Source organism: Knoellia sp. Soil729, assembly GCF_001427985.1.
Lineage (GTDB): Bacteria > Actinomycetota > Actinomycetes > Actinomycetales > Dermatophilaceae > Knoellia.
This window is the reverse complement of sequence record NZ_LMSA01000001.1, coordinates 169,650-185,858: the sequence shown is the minus strand read 5'-3', so window position 1 is coordinate 185,858 and position 16,209 is coordinate 169,650. Positions and strand designations below refer to the sequence as shown.

At 70.7% G+C, this 16,209-nt stretch carries 16 protein-coding genes; 8 read left to right on the top strand and 8 right to left on the bottom strand.

The genetic code is table 11. From position 1 onward, the window contains the following. Window positions 1–2: 2 nt before the first annotated feature. Genes ASG74_RS00880 through ASG74_RS00865 form a run of 4 tightly spaced genes read right to left on the bottom strand, consistent with a single transcriptional unit; the run spans window position 3 to window position 2,429 of the window. Window positions 3–317, bottom strand: coding sequence for an AzlD domain-containing protein (locus ASG74_RS00880; RefSeq protein WP_056138005.1), 315 nt, complete (start codon window positions 315–317; stop codon window positions 3–5). After that, complete coding sequence (locus ASG74_RS00875; protein ID WP_056138003.1) at window positions 314–1,081, bottom strand: AzlC family ABC transporter permease; 768 nt, start codon at window positions 1,079–1,081, stop codon at window positions 314–316. Before ASG74_RS00875 ends, ASG74_RS00880 begins: the two co-directional genes overlap by 4 nt. Continuing rightward, window positions 1,078–1,704 (bottom strand): GNAT family N-acetyltransferase, encoded by a 627-nt coding sequence (locus ASG74_RS00870; protein WP_235498751.1) that lies wholly within the window; start codon window positions 1,702–1,704, stop codon window positions 1,078–1,080. The genes ASG74_RS00875 and ASG74_RS00870 overlap by 4 nt, the downstream gene beginning before the upstream one ends. Beyond that, window positions 1,701–2,429 (bottom strand): enoyl-CoA hydratase-related protein, encoded by a 729-nt coding sequence (locus tag ASG74_RS00865; RefSeq protein ID WP_056138000.1) that lies wholly within the window; start codon window positions 2,427–2,429, stop codon window positions 1,701–1,703. The genes ASG74_RS00870 and ASG74_RS00865 overlap by 4 nt, the downstream gene beginning before the upstream one ends. A 33-nt stretch (window positions 2,430–2,462) precedes the next feature. Here ASG74_RS00865 and ASG74_RS00860 point away from each other — a divergent pair, with 33 nt between their 5' ends. Beyond that, on the top strand, window positions 2,463–3,287 hold the full coding sequence (locus tag ASG74_RS00860; protein WP_056139507.1) for an FAD-binding oxidoreductase: 825 nt from the start codon (window positions 2,463–2,465) through the stop codon (window positions 3,285–3,287). A gap of 127 nt (window positions 3,288–3,414) precedes the next feature. Here ASG74_RS00860 and ASG74_RS00855 read toward each other — a convergent pair whose 3' ends face one another. Together ASG74_RS00855 and ASG74_RS00850 are read right to left on the bottom strand one after the other, a co-directional pair. Beyond that, a complete protein-coding gene (locus tag ASG74_RS00855) occupies window positions 3,415–3,879 on the bottom strand; it encodes a dihydrofolate reductase (RefSeq protein ID WP_056137998.1) in 465 nt (154 codons plus the stop codon). A 200-nt stretch (window positions 3,880–4,079) separates the two neighbouring features. After that, entirely contained in the window at window positions 4,080–4,871 is a 792-nt protein-coding gene (locus ASG74_RS00850) for a thymidylate synthase (protein ID WP_056137996.1), read from the bottom strand. Between the two features lie 84 nt (window positions 4,872–4,955). On the opposite strand from ASG74_RS00850, the gene dapA reads away from it, so the two are divergent. The 3 genes from dapA (at window position 4,956) to ASG74_RS00835 (ending at window position 10,496) form a co-directional block, all read left to right on the top strand. Beyond that, a complete protein-coding gene (gene dapA / locus ASG74_RS00845) occupies window positions 4,956–5,843 on the top strand; it encodes a 4-hydroxy-tetrahydrodipicolinate synthase (protein WP_056137994.1) in 888 nt (295 codons plus the stop codon). Continuing rightward, window positions 5,840–7,525, top strand: coding sequence for a ribonuclease J (locus ASG74_RS00840; protein ID WP_056137992.1), 1,686 nt, complete (start codon window positions 5,840–5,842; stop codon window positions 7,523–7,525). Before dapA ends, ASG74_RS00840 begins: the two co-directional genes overlap by 4 nt. A 190-nt stretch (window positions 7,526–7,715) precedes the next feature. Then, complete coding sequence (locus tag ASG74_RS00835; RefSeq protein WP_235498750.1) at window positions 7,716–10,496, top strand: FtsK/SpoIIIE family DNA translocase; 2,781 nt, start codon at window positions 7,716–7,718, stop codon at window positions 10,494–10,496. Here ASG74_RS00835 and ASG74_RS00830 read toward each other — a convergent pair. Next, the gene (locus ASG74_RS00830) at window positions 10,480–11,595 is read right to left on the bottom strand and encodes a MauE/DoxX family redox-associated membrane protein (protein WP_056137988.1); all 1,116 of its coding nucleotides are present in this window, start codon (window positions 11,593–11,595) and stop codon (window positions 10,480–10,482) included. The genes ASG74_RS00835 and ASG74_RS00830 overlap by 17 nt on opposite strands. Before the next feature lie 54 nt (window positions 11,596–11,649). On the opposite strand from ASG74_RS00830, the gene ASG74_RS00825 reads away from it, so the two are divergent. Beyond that, complete coding sequence (locus ASG74_RS00825) at window positions 11,650–12,357, top strand: ion channel (protein WP_056137986.1); 708 nt, start codon at window positions 11,650–11,652, stop codon at window positions 12,355–12,357. A 6-nt stretch (window positions 12,358–12,363) separates the two neighbouring features. On the opposite strand, the gene ASG74_RS00820 is transcribed toward ASG74_RS00825, so the two are convergent. Further along, on the bottom strand, window positions 12,364–13,548 hold the full coding sequence (locus ASG74_RS00820; RefSeq protein WP_056137984.1) for a dipeptidase: 1,185 nt from the start codon (window positions 13,546–13,548) through the stop codon (window positions 12,364–12,366). 69 nt (window positions 13,549–13,617) lie between these two features. Between ASG74_RS00820 and rimO the strand changes: the two genes are divergently transcribed. The 3 genes from rimO to ASG74_RS00805 are packed head-to-tail and all read left to right on the top strand — an operon-like array spanning window position 13,618 to window position 16,186. Further along, window positions 13,618–15,018 (top strand): 30S ribosomal protein S12 methylthiotransferase RimO, encoded by a 1,401-nt coding sequence (rimO, locus tag ASG74_RS00815; RefSeq protein WP_056139505.1) that lies wholly within the window; start codon window positions 13,618–13,620, stop codon window positions 15,016–15,018. Then, window positions 15,015–15,671: a CDP-diacylglycerol--glycerol-3-phosphate 3-phosphatidyltransferase gene (pgsA, locus tag ASG74_RS00810; protein WP_056137982.1), complete on the top strand. Its 657-nt coding sequence runs from the start codon at window positions 15,015–15,017 to the stop codon at window positions 15,669–15,671. Before rimO ends, pgsA begins: the two co-directional genes overlap by 4 nt. Next, window positions 15,668–16,186: a CinA family protein gene (locus tag ASG74_RS00805; RefSeq protein WP_056137981.1), complete on the top strand. Its 519-nt coding sequence runs from the start codon at window positions 15,668–15,670 to the stop codon at window positions 16,184–16,186. Before pgsA ends, ASG74_RS00805 begins: the two co-directional genes overlap by 4 nt. Window positions 16,187–16,209: the final 23 nt, after the last annotated feature.

The window sequence follows — 16,209 nt, the reverse complement described above, 5'->3', positions numbered from 1 at the left end:
GCTCAGCCCCAGCCGGCCGCCCGGAGCCCGGCCGCGACGGCCGCGGCACCGATGACCACGACGAGGAAGTTGGCGCGCAGGCGCAGCAGCACGATCGCACATGCCACGGCACCCAGCCGCGCATCGACGTGGAGGGAACCGCCCTGCCCGCCGAACGTCTGGACGGCCACGAGGCCTGCGAGCAGGGCGACGGGCAGCAGCGTGAGCACCCGGCTGCGGCGTGGGCCCTCGACCCAGGACTCCGGGACGAGGTAACCGGCCAGCTTGGTGGCATAGGCCAACGCCGACGAGAGCAGCACGATGGTCCAGGCGCTCATGGCACGTCCTGGGGCAGGGGGCTCTCGTGGCGTCCTCCGCCGCTCAGGCCGACGACGACAGCGGCGAGAACGGTGAGGATGACGGGGACGCCGACGGGCAGCAGGGGCGAGGTCAGGAGGGCGACGGCGATGGCCAGCACCATGGTGGCGGCGGCGTCGCGGCTGCGCAGCCTGGGCCAGAGCAGGGCGGTGAACGCCGCCGCCGCGGCCGCGTCGAGCCCCCACCGCTGCGGGTCGCCGAGGGCGTTTCCCACGAGCGCGCCGACGAGGGTCATGGCGTTCCAGAACGCGAACACGGTCAGTCCGGTGACCCAGAAGCCCAGGCGTCCGGCGCGACGGTCGTCCTGTCCGACGCTGACGGCCGTGGACTCGTCGATGGTGACGTGCGCGGCGAGCAGCCGGCGAAGTCCGTGCACCTGCAGGATGCGCGAGGTCTGCAGCGCATAGAGGCCGTTGCGCAGCCCGAGCAGCGTCGAGGTGGCGACGGCGGCGGAGCCGGTCCCACCGGCGCCCAGGATGCCCACGACGGCGAACTGGGACCCTCCGCTGAAGAGCAGGACCGACAGGGCCACCGTCTGGAGAGTGGTTAGCCCGGCCGCGACCCCCAGCGCGCCGAAGCTGATGCCATAGGCGCCCGTGGCAATGCCGACCGAAAGTGACTGTCGCAGAACGGCTTTGCGCTTCGCGCCGTCAATCGGGAGGTATGCCGTGTGCTCGCCTTCGGCGACGTCCTCGCCTCTCGGCTCGGCCGCCGAGGCGGTCACTCGACCGACTCCGGCTCCTCGGGCGCGTCTGCTGACGGGGTCTCGTCCGGGGCGAGGGAGGCGACGAGGCGCACCTCTCGCAGTGTGTCGCCCTCGGGGGAGACGACCCGGTCGCGGAAGGCCCCGTCCGGTCCGAGTCCCGAGGCCACGAGGAAGGCACGGGTGGCCTCGTCGTCGGCCAGCACCCAGGTCGCGAGGTCCTCGGCACCGGCGCCGCGCAACGTGTCGACGCAGGCGTTGAGGAGGCGGGAGCCGTGACCCATGCGACGGGCTCCGGGGTGCACCCCGATCGCGGTCACCTCACCCGTTGCCTGACCGGCGTCAGGGTCCTGGCTCGGGCCGATCGCCGCGAAGCCGACGACCTGCTCACCGGCGCGCGCGACCAGCAGTCGGTGCACTCCCTCGGGTGGGTTCTCGAGCGACTGGCGCCAGGCCTTGGCGAAGGAGGGTGCCTCGAAGAGGGCGACGACATCGTCGGGCAGGCGGCCGGCATACGCCTGGGTCCAGACCGCTGCCTGGACCACCCCGACCGCGGGGGCGTCCGTGGGCTTTGCCGAGCGGACGCTCGCGTCGGCGGTCGGACCGGGGGAGTGGGAGTGCCCACCGTGGTCGTGGCTCATCATCGGCCCTGGAACTGTGGTGTGCGCCGCTCCCGGAAGGCCGAGCGACCCTCGGCGAGGTCGTCGCTGGACCACGCCTCGGCGAAGGCCGCCTCGTAGCGGGCGACCTCGGTGGAGTTCTCGCTGTGGGCGTCGAAGCCCAGCTTGGAGCCGGCCTGGGTCATCGGTGCGAGGTCTGCGGCGCGTCCGGCAAGCTCCAGGGCTGCGTCCAGGTCACCGCGCACCTGGGTGAACCCCACGCGCCACGCGTCCTCGGCGGTGAGCACCGCGCCGGTGAGCACCATGTGCCGGGCCGCACCCTCTCCCCAGAAGCGGGTGACGCGGTCCAGCGTCCAGTGGTTGACCATGAGGCCGAGCTTGGCGACCGGCACGGCGAAGCGGGCGTCGTCGGCGACGACCCGCAGGTCGCAGGCCACGGCGAGCTGCATGCCCAGACCCATGCAGGATCCCGAGATCGCCGCCACCGTCGTCATCGGCGCCCGGGTGAGGCGCGCGAGGACCTCGGCGAGGCGGTCGGTGAACCCCACGTCCTCGAGCTCGGTGAGGTCGGCACCCGCGCAGAAGTGCCCACCGGCACCGGTGATGACGATGGCCCGGGAGCTCTGCGTGGCTGCCGCGATCGCGCCGTCCAGCTCCTCGAGCGCGTCGTGGTTGAGGGCGTTGCGTCGTTGCGTCCGGTCGATCGTGAGGACGGTGACCCGGTCAGAGGTAGTTGAGGAAATCGCCACGCGGTCGAGCCTATCCGCCGGTCGTTTGTGAAGATGGACGGCGTGCCCCTGCTCCGCAGTCCCTCCACGCCGCACCCCGCCTTCCATCCGCTCACCGTGGTCGAGGTGGATCCGGTCGCGGAGCACGCGGTCTCCATCGGCTTCGACGTGAGCTCGATGCCGATGTTCCTCGACTACCGGGCGGGCCAGTACGTCACGCTGCGGGCGCTCATCAACGGGGAGAGCGTCCGCCAGTCCTACTCGATCTGGGTTCCGCCGAGCCGGGCAGCGCGGGAGGGCGTCATCCGCGTGGCGGCCGCAGCGGTGCAGGGCGGACGCATGTCACCCTGGCTCGCCTCCGAGGTCACGATCGGCGAGGTGATGGCGGTCCTGCCGCCACGCGGTGACTTCGTCCTCGACGAGGTCGCGGGTCCACGGCACCACGTCGGAGTCGTCGGTGGCTCGGGCATCACGCCAGTGCTGGCGATCGCCGCGGCAGCCCTCGAGCAGCACGACGAGTCGACTGTGGACCTCATCCTGGCCAACCGCACCCGGGAGTCCACGGTGCTCGGGAGCGAGGTGGTCGACCTCCAGCGCGCGACCGAGGGCCGTCTGCGGGTCGAGCACATCCTCAGCCGCGAGCGGGTGCACGGGGTGCGGTACGGGCGCATCGACCCGTTGGTCATCCGTGCGGTCCTCGATGACGTCGGTGACATCGACGCTGTCGACGACTGGTGGTTGTGCGGGCCAGAGGGGCTCATCGCCGACGTGGAGAAGTGGCTCCAGGGGTCGGGGACCAGCGCGGAGCACATCCACCGCGAGCGGTTCACCTCCACCGGGCCCGTCGACCCGCGCAAGAACCCACCGTCCGGCACCTGAGCGGCAGACCTGCAGTTGTCGCCCGGGCACGTCGTGCCCGCTGGCGCATGGCGATGGGGCGACGTGAACCAGCGAGAACGACGTGCCCCAGCGAGAACGACATGCGCGGTCGGACGCCGGCGGCAGGTCAGCGCTCGTAGGTCACCCAGGCGAAGCCGTCGCGCTCCTCGCGAGCCGTCTCATGCCACTGGGCCGGGTCGATCTCGGGGAAGCGCACGTCACCGGCGGGCTCCTGGTCGACCTCGGTGATGAGGAGCCGGTGCGCGAACGCCATCGCCTGTGCGTAGATCTCGCCGCCTCCGGCGATGAACACCTCGCCCACGGGCCCCGCCAGACCCAAGGCGTCGTCGAGCGAGTGCACCGTCTCGACGTCGGGGTGGTGCCAGTCGGTCTGGCGGGTGATAACGATAGTGCGCCGCCCGGGGAGAGCCCGCCCGATCGAGTCGAACGTCTTGCGCCCCATGACCATTGCGTGCCCCATGGTCGTCCGCTTGAAGAACGCGAAGTCTTCGGGCAGGTGCCACGGCATGTCGTTGTCCGCGCCGATGACGCCGTTGCGTCCGACCGCTGCGATGAGCGTCACCTGGGTCATGCCGCTCACCCTATTGGGGGTGTGGGCCACGGCGCTGGCGCCCGCCCAACCGGTGGCGTCCTCCGACGTTGTTCGGGCGACGTTGAACTACACGAACCCCAAAACAAGTAACACCCCTGTTGCGGGCGGAACCACGACGCTCCGGTATGCCGTCCGCCCACGGCGAGCGGACGGCATACCGGATGGTCTGTCGGCCGGTCTCAGACAGCGATGGGCGCCTTGATCGCGGGGTGCGGGTCGTAACCGACGAGCTCGAAGTCGTCGAGGTCGAAGTCGTCGATGGCGCTCTTGCGTGCGATGCGCATCGTGGGCAGGGCGCGGGGCTCCCGGGTGAGCTGAAGTCGGGCCTGCTCGAGGTGGTTGGAGTAGAGGTGGGCGTCGCCGAGGGTGTGGACGAACTCGCCGGGCTCCAGGTCGGTGAGCTGGGCGACCATCATCGTGAGGAGGGCGTAGGAGGCGATGTTGAACGGCACTCCGAGGAAGACGTCGGCGCTGCGCTGGTAGAGCTGGCACGAGAGCCTGCCGTCGGCCACGTAGAACTGGAAGAGCGCGTGGCAGGGCGGCAGCGCCATGTCGTCGACGTCCGCGACGTTCCAGGCGCTGACGATGTGGCGCCGGCTGTCGGGGTTGGTGCGGATCCCCTCGATGACCTTGGCGATCTGGTCGACCTGGCGACCGTCGGGGGTGGGCCACGAGCGCCACTGGTGGCCGTAGACCGGGCCGAGGTCGCCCTGCTCGTCGGCCCACTCGTCCCAGATCGAGATGCCGCGCTCCTGCAGCCAGCGCACGTTGGTGTCGCCCCGCAGGAACCACAGGAGCTCGCCGATGATCGACTTGAGGTGCAGCTTCTTGGTCGTCACGACGGGGAAGCCCTCGGAGAGGTGGAAGCGCATCTGGTGCCCGAAGACCGAGCGCGTGCCCGTGCCGGTGCGGTCGGACTTGTCGACGCCCTCGTCGAGGATGCGGTCGAGGAGGTCGAGGTACTGGCGCATGGCTCCGAAGCGTAGTCGGGACCCCCGACCGGTCCGGCGCGGTGCCCAGCCGACGGCCGCTCGCCAACGACTACCCTGAGGGCCATGACGACGAACCCCTTCGGCCGGGTCATCACGGCCATGGTCACACCCATGCGCCCCGACGGATCAGTGGACGAGGAGGGCGTGCGCGCGGTCGTCGAGCACCTCCTGGCCAGCGGTCACGACGGGATCGTCGTCAACGGCACGACGGGGGAGTCGGCCACGCTCACCGACGACGAGAGCATCGAGGTGGTGCGTGTCGCCAAGGAGGTCGTGGGGGAGCGCGCCGCGATCACGGCCGGGGTGGGCTCCAACGACACGGCGCACTGCGTCGAGATGGCCGCTCGGGCCGCCGGGGCCGGCGCCGACGCGCTGCTGCTCGTCTCGCCCTACTACAACAAGCCCACCCAGGCCGGCCTGCTCGCCCACTGCCGCGCGGTGGCGGACTCGACCGAGCTGCCGATCATGCTCTACGACATCCCCGGCCGCACGGGCGTCGAGTTCTCGACCTCGACGCTCGTCGCGCTCGCGGAGCACCCGCGGATCGTGGCGGTCAAGGACGCCAAGGCCGACCTGTGGGCCTCGACGCACGTCATGGCGTCGACGGACCTGCTGTGGTTCAGCGGCGACGACGTGCTCAGCCTTGCCCACCTCGCACAGGGTGCGGTCGGTGTCGTCTCCGTGGTGGGTCACGTCGCCGGCAAGGAGTATGCCGCGATGCTCGCCGCCGTCGATGCCGGAGACCTGGCGACCGCTCGCGACATCCACCGGCGCCTCATCCCCGCCGTCGACGCGATCATGACCACCTCGCAGGGAGCGATCATGGCCAAGGCCGCGCTCGTGGAGCTCGGAGTGATCGGGTCGGCCTTCGTGCGCCTGCCCCTCGTCGAGTCGCCGCCGGAGCACCTCGAGACCCTCCGCAAGGGCCTCGCGGAATCAGGCCTGCGATGAGCCACCCCCACCCAGAGCTGTCCCTGCCCGGACCCCTCCAGGACGGCGGCGTGCGCGTCGTCGCCCTCGGCGGGCTCGGCGAGGTCGGTCGCAACATGGCCGTCATCGAGCACAAGGGCCAGCTGCTCATCGTCGACTGCGGCGTGCTCTTCCCCGACGACCACCACCCCGGCATCGACCTCATCCTCCCGGACTTCAGCTACATCGCCGACCGGCTCGACGACGTGCAGGCGATCGTCCTGACCCACGGCCACGAGGACCACATCGGCGCCGTCCCCTTCCTGCTGCGGCTCAAGCCCGACCTGCCCCTGATCGGCTCGAACCTCACGCTGGCCCTCATCGAGGCCAAGCTCAAGGAACACCGGATCAAGCCCTACACGTTGGCGGTCAAGGAGGGTGGGCGCGAGAAGCTCGGTGTCTTCGACTGCGAGTTCATCGCGGTCAACCACTCCATCCCCGACGCGCTCGCCGTCTTCGTACGCACCTCCGGCGGCACGATCCTGCACACCGGTGACTTCAAGATGGACCAGCTGCCGCTGGATGGCCGCCTCACCGACCTGCGGGCCTTCGCGCGCCTGGGGGAGGAGGGCGTCGACCTGTTCATGACGGACTCGACCAACGCCGAGGTGCCCGGTTTCACCACTCCTGAGAAGGACATCGCCCCGGCGATCGACAAGGTCTTCCGTGACGCGCGGCGCCGGATCATCGTGGCCTGCTTCTCCTCGCACGTGCACCGTGTGCAGCAGGTGCTCGACGCCGCCGAGAAGTCGGGACGCAAGGTCGCGATGGTCGGCCGCTCGATGGTCCGCAACATGGGCATCGCCGCCGACCTCGGCTACCTGCACGTTCCCGACGGCATCCTCGTGGACTTCAAGAAGCTCGGTGACCTGCCCGACAACAAGGTCACCCTGATCTGCACGGGTTCGCAGGGTGAGCCCATGGCCGCCCTGTCCCGCATGGCCAACCGTGACCACAAGATCGAGGTCGGCGAGGGCGACACGGTCCTCATGGCCTCCTCGCTCATCCCCGGCAACGAGAACGCCGTCTACCGCGTCATCAACGGCCTGATGCGCCTGGGTGCCGACGTCGTGCACAAGGGCAACGCCCGCGTCCACGTCTCGGGTCACGCCAGCGCCGGAGAGCTCCTCTACTGCTACAACATCGTCAAGCCCCGCAACGTCATGCCGGTGCACGGCGAGTGGCGCCACCTGCGCGCCAACGCCGACCTCGCGCTCCAGACCGGGGTGCACCCCAAGGGTGTCGTCGTGGTCGAGGACGGCGTCGTCGTCGACCTCGTCGACGGCAAGGTGCGGGTGGCCGGCGCCGTGCCGTGCGGCTACGTCTACGTCGACGGGTCGTCGGTGGGCGAGGCCGACGAGGGCCTGCTCAAGGACCGTCGGATCCTGCGCGACGAGGGCTTCATCTCGGTCATCGTCGTCATGGACTCCACGACCGGCAAGATCGTCGCCGGCCCCGAGATCACCGCTCGCGGCTTCGTCGAGGGCGACATGGTCTTCGACGACGTCATGCCGAGCCTGGTCAAGGCGCTCGACGACGCCACCGCGCAGGGCATGAACGACAGCTACCAGCTCGAGCAGGTCATGCGCCGGGCGGTCGGCGGCTGGGTCGGCCGCAAGATCCGCCGCCGCCCGATGATCATCCCGGTCGTCATCGAAGCCTGACCGCTTCCCCGAGCCACGCGCCGGTCGCCCGTCCCACCTTTTCCGGCTGATCACGGAAACGGAGGGTTCAGCCCGGAACCGTTCCCGGCCAAACGCTCCCCTTCTGTGACCAGCCGGAAAAGGGGAGGGGCCGCGGGTGTTGCGCGTGTGACGCGTGTGTCTGGGGTGACTTTCGCCTAGGGTGCGAAGCATGGCCTCCCGTTCGACCACTCCTGCGCGCTCGCGTACCGCCTCACGGCCCGCGAACCGGCGCGCCCCCGCCCGTCCCGCCAGCCGCAAGAAGGCTCCGGCCAAGGGCGGTGCGCCCATGCCCGTCGCAGCGGTACGTGGTGCCTGGATGGGTCTGGCGCACGCGACGGGCGGAACGGTCCGCAAGGTCTCGCAGGCCGGGCAGGACCTCGAGCCCGAGCACCGTCGTGACGGTATGGGCCTGACGCTCATCGCGCTCGCCGTGGTCGTCGCCGCCCGTGAGTGGTGGGGTCTGCAGGGCAAGGTCGGCGACGTCACCCACGCCGTCGCCGCCGGCACCTTCGGCCGGGTGGCCTACGCACTGCCGATCGTCCTGCTCCTGTTCGGGCTCCACCTCTGCCGCACCCCGCGCGAGCACCCCGCGACCAACCGGATGGCCATCGGCACGGCCCTGCTCGCCTTCTCGGCCAGCGGCATCGTGCACGTCGCGGCCGGCATCCCCGAGCCGCCCGCCGGTGCCGAGGGCATGCGCGCCGGTGGCGGCATCATCGGCTTCCTCGCCTCCAGCCCGCTCGAGGCCGCGGTCTCGATCTACGGCACCATCCCGCTGCTCATCCTGCTGGGCATCTTCGGCCTGCTCGTCCTCACGGCGACGCCGGTGCACGAGATCCCCGACCGCCTCGACCAGCTGCGGGCCACGCTCCTGGGCCACCCGGCATACGCCGAGGAGGGCAACGGGACCGACGCAGTGCCGGTCAAGAAGCCGCGACGTCGGCGCGACCTGGGCGAGGAGCCCATGGTGGGCGACGAGGCCTTCGAGCAGGCAGCGATCGTCGACTACGAGGACAAGGCGGGCCCCAAGGGCCGCAAGGGTCGTGCGTCCGCTGACACCCCGCCCGTGCCCGAGGAGGGTGGGCCGCGTCCCGGCCAGAAGCGCCCGACGGCTCCTGGCGTTCTCGCCCCCGCAGCCAAGGCCCCGCTCGAGCCGACCCGTCTCGAGGCCCCTCCGACCACGCCGCTGCCGCAGCGCGTCGAGCAGCTCTCGCTCGCCGGCGACGTCACCTACACGCTCCCCGACAACTCCGTGCTCAAGCAGGGCGCGCCGCACAAGGAGCGCTCCGAGGCCAACGACCGCGTCGTCGAGGCCTTGACGACAGTGCTCGACGAGTTCGGCATCGATGCCCAGGTCACCGGCTTCACGCGCGGACCGACGGTCACGCGCTACATCGTCGAGCTCGGGCCGGGCATCAAGGTCGAGCGCGTCACGGCCCTGTCCAAGAACATCGCGTATGCCGTCGCCTCGGCCGACGTGCGCATCCTCAGTCCCATTCCGGGCAAGTCGGCGATCGGGATCGAGATCCCGAACCCCGACAAGGAGATGGTCTGCCTCGGCGACGTCCTGCGCAGCCGGGTCGCCCGGGACAACCACCACCCGATGGTCATGGGCGTCGGCAAGGACGTCGAGGGCGGCTACGTCATCGCCAACCTCGCCAAGATGCCGCACCTCCTCGTGGCCGGCGCCACGGGCTCGGGCAAGTCGAGCTTCGTCAACTCGATGATCACCTCGATTCTCATGCGGGCCACGCCCGACGAGGTGCGCATGGTGCTCGTCGACCCCAAGCGGGTGGAGCTCACGGCCTACGAGGGGATTCCGCACCTCATCACGCCGATCATCACCAACCCCAAGAAGGCCGCCGAGGCGCTGCAGTGGGTCGTGCGCGAGATGGACGCCCGCTATGACGACCTCGCGGCGTATGGCTACAAGCACGTCGACGACTTCAACAAGGCGGTGAAGTCCGGCAAGGTGCAGCCGCTGCCGGGCTCCAAGCGGGTCATCCAGCCCTACCCCTACCTCCTCGTCGTCGTCGACGAGCTCGCCGACCTCATGATGGTGGCTCCTCGCGACGTCGAAGAGTGCATCGTGCGCATCACGCAGCTGGCCCGAGCAGCCGGGATCCACCTGGTCCTGGCGACCCAGCGTCCCTCCGTGGACGTCGTGACGGGCCTCATCAAGGCCAACGTGCCGAGCCGCATGGCGTTCGCGACCTCCTCGCTCGCCGACAGCCGCGTCGTCCTCGACCAGCCGGGTGCCGAGAAGCTGCTGGGCCAGGGCGACGCCCTCTTCCTGCCCATGGGTGCCAGCAAGCCCATGCGCGTCCAGGGCGCCTGGGTCACCGAGACCGAGATCCAGGATGCCGTCGCCCACGTGACGGGTCAGCTCAAGCCGACCTATCGCGAGGACGTCGCCGTCGTCGCACCGCAGAAGAACATCGACGACGACATCGGCGACGACCTCGACCTGCTCCTGCAGGCGACCGAGCTCGTCGTGACGACCCAGTTCGGGTCGACCTCGATGCTCCAACGCAAGCTGCGGGTCGGGTTCGCCAAGGCCGGTCGTCTCATGGACCTGCTCGAGTCCCGTGGCGTCGTCGGGCCCTCCGAGGGCTCCAAGGCGCGCGACGTGCTCGTGCGTCCCGACGACCTCGCGACGACCCTGGCGCTGCTGCGTGGCGACGAGGTGCCCGACGAGGACGTGGCCTTCGACGTCGAGGCCGACGTGGCGCCCCAGGCGCCCCAGGCGCCCCAGGGCAGTGGTGCGCCGGGGCAGCCCGACGCCGATGGACCGAGCACGCCGACGGCGTCGCAGACCCAGCAGGTCCCGACGGACCGCTATGGCACCGACGCGGTCGCCGCCGATCTCGCCAGCCGTCCGCAGGTCGAGCCGTGGGACGAGGACGAGGACGACAGCGAGGACGCGTGGGAGCTCACCGGTCGCCGGTGAGCTGACGGTCCGGAGCTGCGTCAGCGACGTCCTGCGGGGCGCCCGTCTGGTCATTCGGGAGCGCGTCCTGCGCCATCGTGGGAGCCTGCCGCAGCGTCTCCTCGATGTCGTCGACGAACGCTGCCACGGCCTGCGAACCCGACACCGGTCCGCCGGCCAGGAAGCCGTCGGCGCCGAGCAGCACCGCGCTGGGTGAGACCGTGAGGCCCAGGCCCGCCCAGACGAGCCCGCCGTGGTCGACCAACGTGCCTCGTGGGTAGGGCGCCAACCCGTCGTTGACCGCTACTGACAGGACGAGTCGCACGTCGACGACGCTCAGCCTGGCGTCCCATGCCTCGACACGGCCCAGGAGCTCCAGGGTGGACACGCAGTAGCAGTTGACGAGGACGAGCAGCTGCGCCCTGGCCGCCGACAGCTCCACGAGGGTCGCCGGACCCACCCCCGGCTCGTGCAGGACCAGGTGCGGAGTGACCGCGCGCACGTAGTCGTCGGCGTCGGAGCCCTCGTCGACCGGCTCGTCGCGGCTCTCCTGCTCCTGCGGGGGAGGCACCGGCCATGGTGCTGGCGTGGCAGGGCCGGGCGCACCACCGAGCACGAGCCCGGTGACGAGACAGGCGAGAGCCGCCAGGCCCAGCCACAACCAGTCACCGACCGAGCCGGCCGAGAGCAGCGTCCACACGGTCCGGCCGGACAGCGCAATGGTCAGGGCGGCACCCGCGGCCGCGACGAGCAGCGTGTTGCGCACGAGCGTGCGACCGGAGATGCGGTGGTCCCCTGCCTGGCCGAAGCACCCGCAGCTCGGGCGAGGGGTGATGGTGAGCCCACGGGCGATGAGCGCCCAGTACGCCGACATGAGCACCAGCGATGCTGCCGCCGCCACCACGAACACCGGCACCCACGGCGCCAGCAGCCCCACCGTCAGGGCGAGCTCGAGCCCGGGAACCGCCCGGGCGAACGGCTGGGGCAGGACCCAGGGAGGGAGACGGAGGTTGCGAATGATCGTGCGCAGGGTCGCCCCCTGACCGAGCTTCGCGACCGCGCTGAAGGCCAGCACGCACACGAGGACCAGCGGCGCGACGACCCACGCGACGTGATCCATGTCGTCATGGTAGGTCGGGCACCGCAGCCCCGTCCCCGGCTTAGAGTGACGCCCATGGAGACGACCCTCTGGGACGACCTGCGTGAACCGCCCACCCGCAGCCAGCGCTGGGCAGCGGTGCTCCGCAAGCAGCCGTCCGCCTTCCTGCTCGCGGTCCAGCTCCTCGTCGTCGTCCTGCTGCCGTGGCTGCAGGCACTCACCTACGGTCGCGTGGCACTGTCGGTGCTCAGCCTGTGTGCCCTCACCGTGGCCGTGTTCACCGTCCGCAGCACACCGGCGCTCACCTGGTTGTCGGCCCTCATCGGGCTGCCCGCGGGCGTCCTCGAGGTGTGGTCGGCCATCTCGGACGACAGCACCGTCATCGTCGCGCTGGCGCACACCACGCTGTCGCTCTTCTACTTCTACACGGCCTACGGGCTGGTCGCCTACATGTTCGAGGACGCGTGGGTGACCAAGGACGAGCTGTTCGCCGTCGGCGCCGCCTTCACGGTGCTGCTCTTCGCCTTCGCCTACCTGTTCTTGGCGGTGCAGGAGCTGTGGCCCGGCTCGTTCATCGGCCATGGAGACCTGGAGAAACGCACGTTCCTGGAGCTGCTCTACCTCTCGGGAGCCAACCTCACCAGCGTCGGGCTGTCGGACATCATCCCGGTCGGGCCGCAGGCGCGGTCGGTGGCGATCATCGAGCAGCTGGGCGGTGTCATGTATGTCGCGATGGTCATCTCGCGCCTCGTCGCGCTCACCGTCATGCGCAACCGCAGCTGAGCCACCTCACTCGCCGTCGAGGTCCTCGATCCGGGCCGTGCTCGGACCACGGGTCGCACTGAGGTCCCGGGACGTCGCCTCGACCCCTTCGAGCACCCGCAGGGCGTTGCTCCAGGTGAGCCTGCCCAGGTCGTCGTCGGACCAGCCGCGGTCCGCGAGGGCCTCGAGCAGCCGGGGGTAGCCCGAGACGTCGTCCAGCCCCTGAGGCAGCACGTCGACACCGTCGTAGTCCCCGCCGAGCCCGATGTGCTCGATCCCGGCCACCTCGCGCACGTGCTCGACGTGCGCGACGACGTCGTCGATCGTCGCGACCGGTCGAGGGTGCGCTTGGAGGTAGGTCCTGAGAAACGGCTCGTATGCCGTGTGGTCGGCCCAGGAGATCCCTTCAGCCTGTGCGGCGTCCGCCGCTTCCAGGTCCCACTCGCGGATGGTGGGCGAGATGAACTTGGGCACGAAGGTGACCATGCACAGCCCGCCGTTGCCGGGCAGCTGGGTGAGGACGTCGTCGGGAACGTTGCGGGGGTGGTCGCAGACGGCCCGGGCCGAGGAGTGCGAGAACATCACCGGCGCGGACGTCGTCGCGAGGGCGTCGCGCATCGTGTCGGCCGACACGTGCGACAGGTCGACGGCCATGCCGATGCGGTTCATCTCGCGCACGACCTCGCGGCCGAACGCGGACAGGCCACCGAGAACGGGCTCGTCGGTGGCCGAGTCGGCCCACGGCACGTTGTCGTTGTGGGTCAACGTCAGGTAGCGCACTCCCAACGCGTGCAGCATCCGCAGCGCTCCCAGCGAGGAGTCGATGCTGTGGCCACCCTCGGCACCCATGAGCGAGGCGATCCGGCCGGAGTCCCGAGCAGCGCGCACGTCAGCTGCGCTGACCGCGAGAGCCAGCTCACCGGCATACCGGCGGGTCATCTCGCGAACGAAGTCGACCTGCTCCAAGGTGGCCGTGACGGCCTTCTCGCCGGCCCACTTGGCGTCGACGTAGACGGACCAGAACTGGGCGCCCATGCCGCCGCGGCGCATGCGGACCAGGTCGGTATGGGTGGTGGCGAGCTCGCTCCCGACGTCGAGCCGGTCGAGGTCGTAGGCGACCTGGTCGCGGGCCTCCCAGGGCAGGTCGTTGTGACCGTCCCAGACCGGGTGTGTGGCAAGCAGGTCGGTGATGCGCTGGGACGTCGACGTCATCTCCCCAACCTAGGACACCTCACGCCGGTGCGGTCAGAGGGGAAGCGCCCTCCCAACTAGAGTGTGGGCATGCCTGCACCTGAGACCGCCACCCGTTCGGTGGCCGTCGTCACCCTGGGCTGCACCCGCAACGACGTCGACTCCGAGGAGCTCGCCGGACGGCTCAAGGCAGGGGGCTGGACGCTGGTCGAGGACGCGGCCGAGGCCGACGTCGCGGTGGTCAACACCTGCGGGTTCGTCGAGCAGGCCAAGAAGGACTCGATCGACAGCCTCATCGAGGCCTCGTCGCTCAAGGAGACGGGTCGCACCCAGAAGGTCGTCGCCGTCGGTTGCCTGGCCGAGCGCTACGGCCAGACGCTCGCCGACGAGCTGCCCGAGGCCGACGCGGTCCTGGGCTTCGACTCCTACGCCGACATGTCGACGCACCTGCGCACCATCCTCGACGGTGGCACCGTCGCCAGCCATGTGCCGAGCGACCGGCGCAAGCTCCTTCCGCTCTCACCGGCCACGCGCCAGTCCGCCTCCGCGGAAGTCGCCCTGCCGGGCCACGCGGCCCCCCGCGCCCGCCTCGACAGCGGCCCGTGGGCGCCGCTCAAGATCGCCAGTGGGTGTGACCGGCGCTGTGCGTTCTGCGCGATCCCGATGTTCCGTGGGTCCTTCGTGTCCCGTCGCCCAACCGACGTCATCGAGGAAGCGCGCTGGCTCGCCACCCAGGGCGTGCGTGAGCTGTTCCTCGTCAGCGAGAACTCCACGTCCTACGGTAAGGACCTCGGCGACCTCGCGCTGATGGACGCGCTCCTGCCCGAGCTGGCCGGCATCGACGGCATCGAGCGCGTCCGGGTCTCCTACCTGCAGCCGGCCGAGGTGCGCCCCGGCCTGCTCGACGCCATGGTCGCCATCCCCGAGGTCATGCCCTGGTTCGACCTGTCCTTCCAGCACGCGTCCGCGCCCCTGCTGCGCCGCATGCGGCGTTTCGGCGGCACGGAGTCGTTCCTCGGACTGATCGAGGACGTGCGTCGCCGCTCACCGCTGGCGGGGATCCGCAGCAACGTCATCGTCGGCTTCCCGGGTGAGACCGAGGCCGAGGTGGACGAGCTCGCCGAGTTCCTCATCGCCGCCCGCCTCGACGTCGTCGGGGTGTTCGGCTACTCCGACGAGGACGGCACGGAGGGCGAGCTGCTCCCCGAGAAGGTCGCGCCGCAGGCCATCGCCGAGCGGGTCGAGCGCATCACCGACCTCATCGAGGAGCTGACCGCTCAGCGTGCCGAGGACCGTATCGGTGAGAGCGTGCGCGTCCTCGTCGAGGAGATCGACGAGGAGACCGGCGACGTCGTCGGGCGTGCCGAGCACCAGGGTCCTGACGTGGACGGCACGACGCGCGTGGTCGGAGTGGACGCCGCCATCGGCGAGACGGTGCTCGCGACCGTGGTGGGCACCGAGGGCATCGACCTCGTGGCGGACTCGGCATGACGCAGCGGCCCTCGCCGGCCGCTCGGATGGCGCCGAGCGCCTGGAACGTCGCCAACGGCCTGACGGTCCTGCGCCTCCTCCTCGTCCCCGTCTTCGGGTGGCTGCTGCTCTCGAACGGGGGTCAGGACGCCTCTGCCCGCTGGTGGGCCTTCGGGGTCTTCTTCATCGCGATGCTCACCGACCGCATCGACGGCGACCTCGCCCGCAGCCGCGGCCTGATCACCGACTTCGGCAAGGTCCTCGACCCCATCGCCGACAAGACGCTCGTGACCATGGCCCTCGTCGGGCTCTCGAGCATCGGCGACATCCCGTGGTGGATCACCGTCGTCATCGTCGTGCGGGAGTGGGGCATCACCGCGATGCGCTTCTGGGTCATCCGTCACGGAGTCATGGCGGCAGGTCGCGGGGGCAAGGTCAAGACGATGGTCCAGGCGCTCGCGCTGGGCTTCTTCGTCATCCCGCGTTTCTCCCTGCCCCTCACCGGCCTCCTCGACGTGATCGCGTGGGTGACCCTCGTGGCGGCGCTCGTCCTCACGGTGGCCACCGGGGTCGACTACGCCATCGACGCGCTGCGCCTGCGCCGGACCAGTCCCCGGGCGCTGGCCAAACGGGCCGCGCGCGCCGCGGCCCGAGAGCAACGGCACCAGCCGTGAACCGCCCGGGCTCCGCGCCTGCTGAGGTCATCGCCACGCTCGTCGAGCGCGGCCTGACCGTGGCCACGGCCGAGTCCCTCACCGGCGGCCTGGTGTGCTCCGTCCTGACGTCCGTGCCCGGCTCCTCGGCCACGGTGCGCGGTGGGGTCGTCTCCTACGCCAGTGACGTCAAGGCCGACCTCCTCGGCGTCGACCCCGACCTCCTGGCCGAGGTGGGGGCGGTCGACGCGGGGGTGGCCGCGCAGATGGCCGAGGGTGTCTGCCGCCTCCTGGGCGCCGATGTCGGCCTGGCCACGACCGGGGTTGCCGGTCCTGGTCCTTCCGACGGTATGCCGGCCGGCACGGTCTTCGTGACGGCCTGCGGGCCGTGGCCGTCCGGCCCCCGCACCCGGGCCCTCGCTCTCGAGGGCGGCCGCGACGAGGTCCGCGCCGCCACGGTCGACGCCGTCCTCGACCTCCTCGGTGAGCTGCTGCGCGAGGATGCGCACGCTGCCCCGGTCGAGGGCGGGGAATAGGGCCCTGTGCAGAACACTTCGAC

Excerpts from the sequence above, each read along its gene's own strand:
- ASG74_RS00820 (WP_056137984.1), bottom strand. The coding sequence starts at position 13,548 with ATGACGTCGACGTCCCAGCGCATCACCGACCTGCTTGCCACACACCCG.
- ASG74_RS00840 (WP_056137992.1), top strand. The coding sequence starts at position 5,840 with ATGAGCCACCCCCACCCAGAGCTGTCCCTGCCCGGACCCCTCCAGGAC.
- ASG74_RS00860 (WP_056139507.1), top strand. The coding sequence starts at position 2,463 with ATGGACGGCGTGCCCCTGCTCCGCAGTCCCTCCACGCCGCACCCCGCC.
- ASG74_RS00880 (WP_056138005.1), bottom strand. The coding sequence starts at position 317 with ATGAGCGCCTGGACCATCGTGCTGCTCTCGTCGGCGTTGGCCTATGCC.
- ASG74_RS00835 (WP_235498750.1), top strand. The coding sequence starts at position 7,716 with ATGGCCTCCCGTTCGACCACTCCTGCGCGCTCGCGTACCGCCTCACGG.
- rimO (WP_056139505.1), top strand. The coding sequence starts at position 13,618 with ATGCCTGCACCTGAGACCGCCACCCGTTCGGTGGCCGTCGTCACCCTG.
- ASG74_RS00825 (WP_056137986.1), top strand. The coding sequence starts at position 11,650 with ATGGAGACGACCCTCTGGGACGACCTGCGTGAACCGCCCACCCGCAGC.
- ASG74_RS00830 (WP_056137988.1), bottom strand. The coding sequence starts at position 11,595 with ATGGATCACGTCGCGTGGGTCGTCGCGCCGCTGGTCCTCGTGTGCGTG.
- dapA (WP_056137994.1), top strand. The coding sequence starts at position 4,956 with ATGACGACGAACCCCTTCGGCCGGGTCATCACGGCCATGGTCACACCC.
- ASG74_RS00855 (WP_056137998.1), bottom strand. The coding sequence starts at position 3,879 with ATGACCCAGGTGACGCTCATCGCAGCGGTCGGACGCAACGGCGTCATC.
- ASG74_RS00870 (WP_235498751.1), bottom strand. The coding sequence starts at position 1,704 with ATGATGAGCCACGACCACGGTGGGCACTCCCACTCCCCCGGTCCGACC.
- ASG74_RS00850 (WP_056137996.1), bottom strand. The coding sequence starts at position 4,871 with ATGCGCCAGTACCTCGACCTCCTCGACCGCATCCTCGACGAGGGCGTC.
- pgsA (WP_056137982.1), top strand. The coding sequence starts at position 15,015 with ATGACGCAGCGGCCCTCGCCGGCCGCTCGGATGGCGCCGAGCGCCTGG.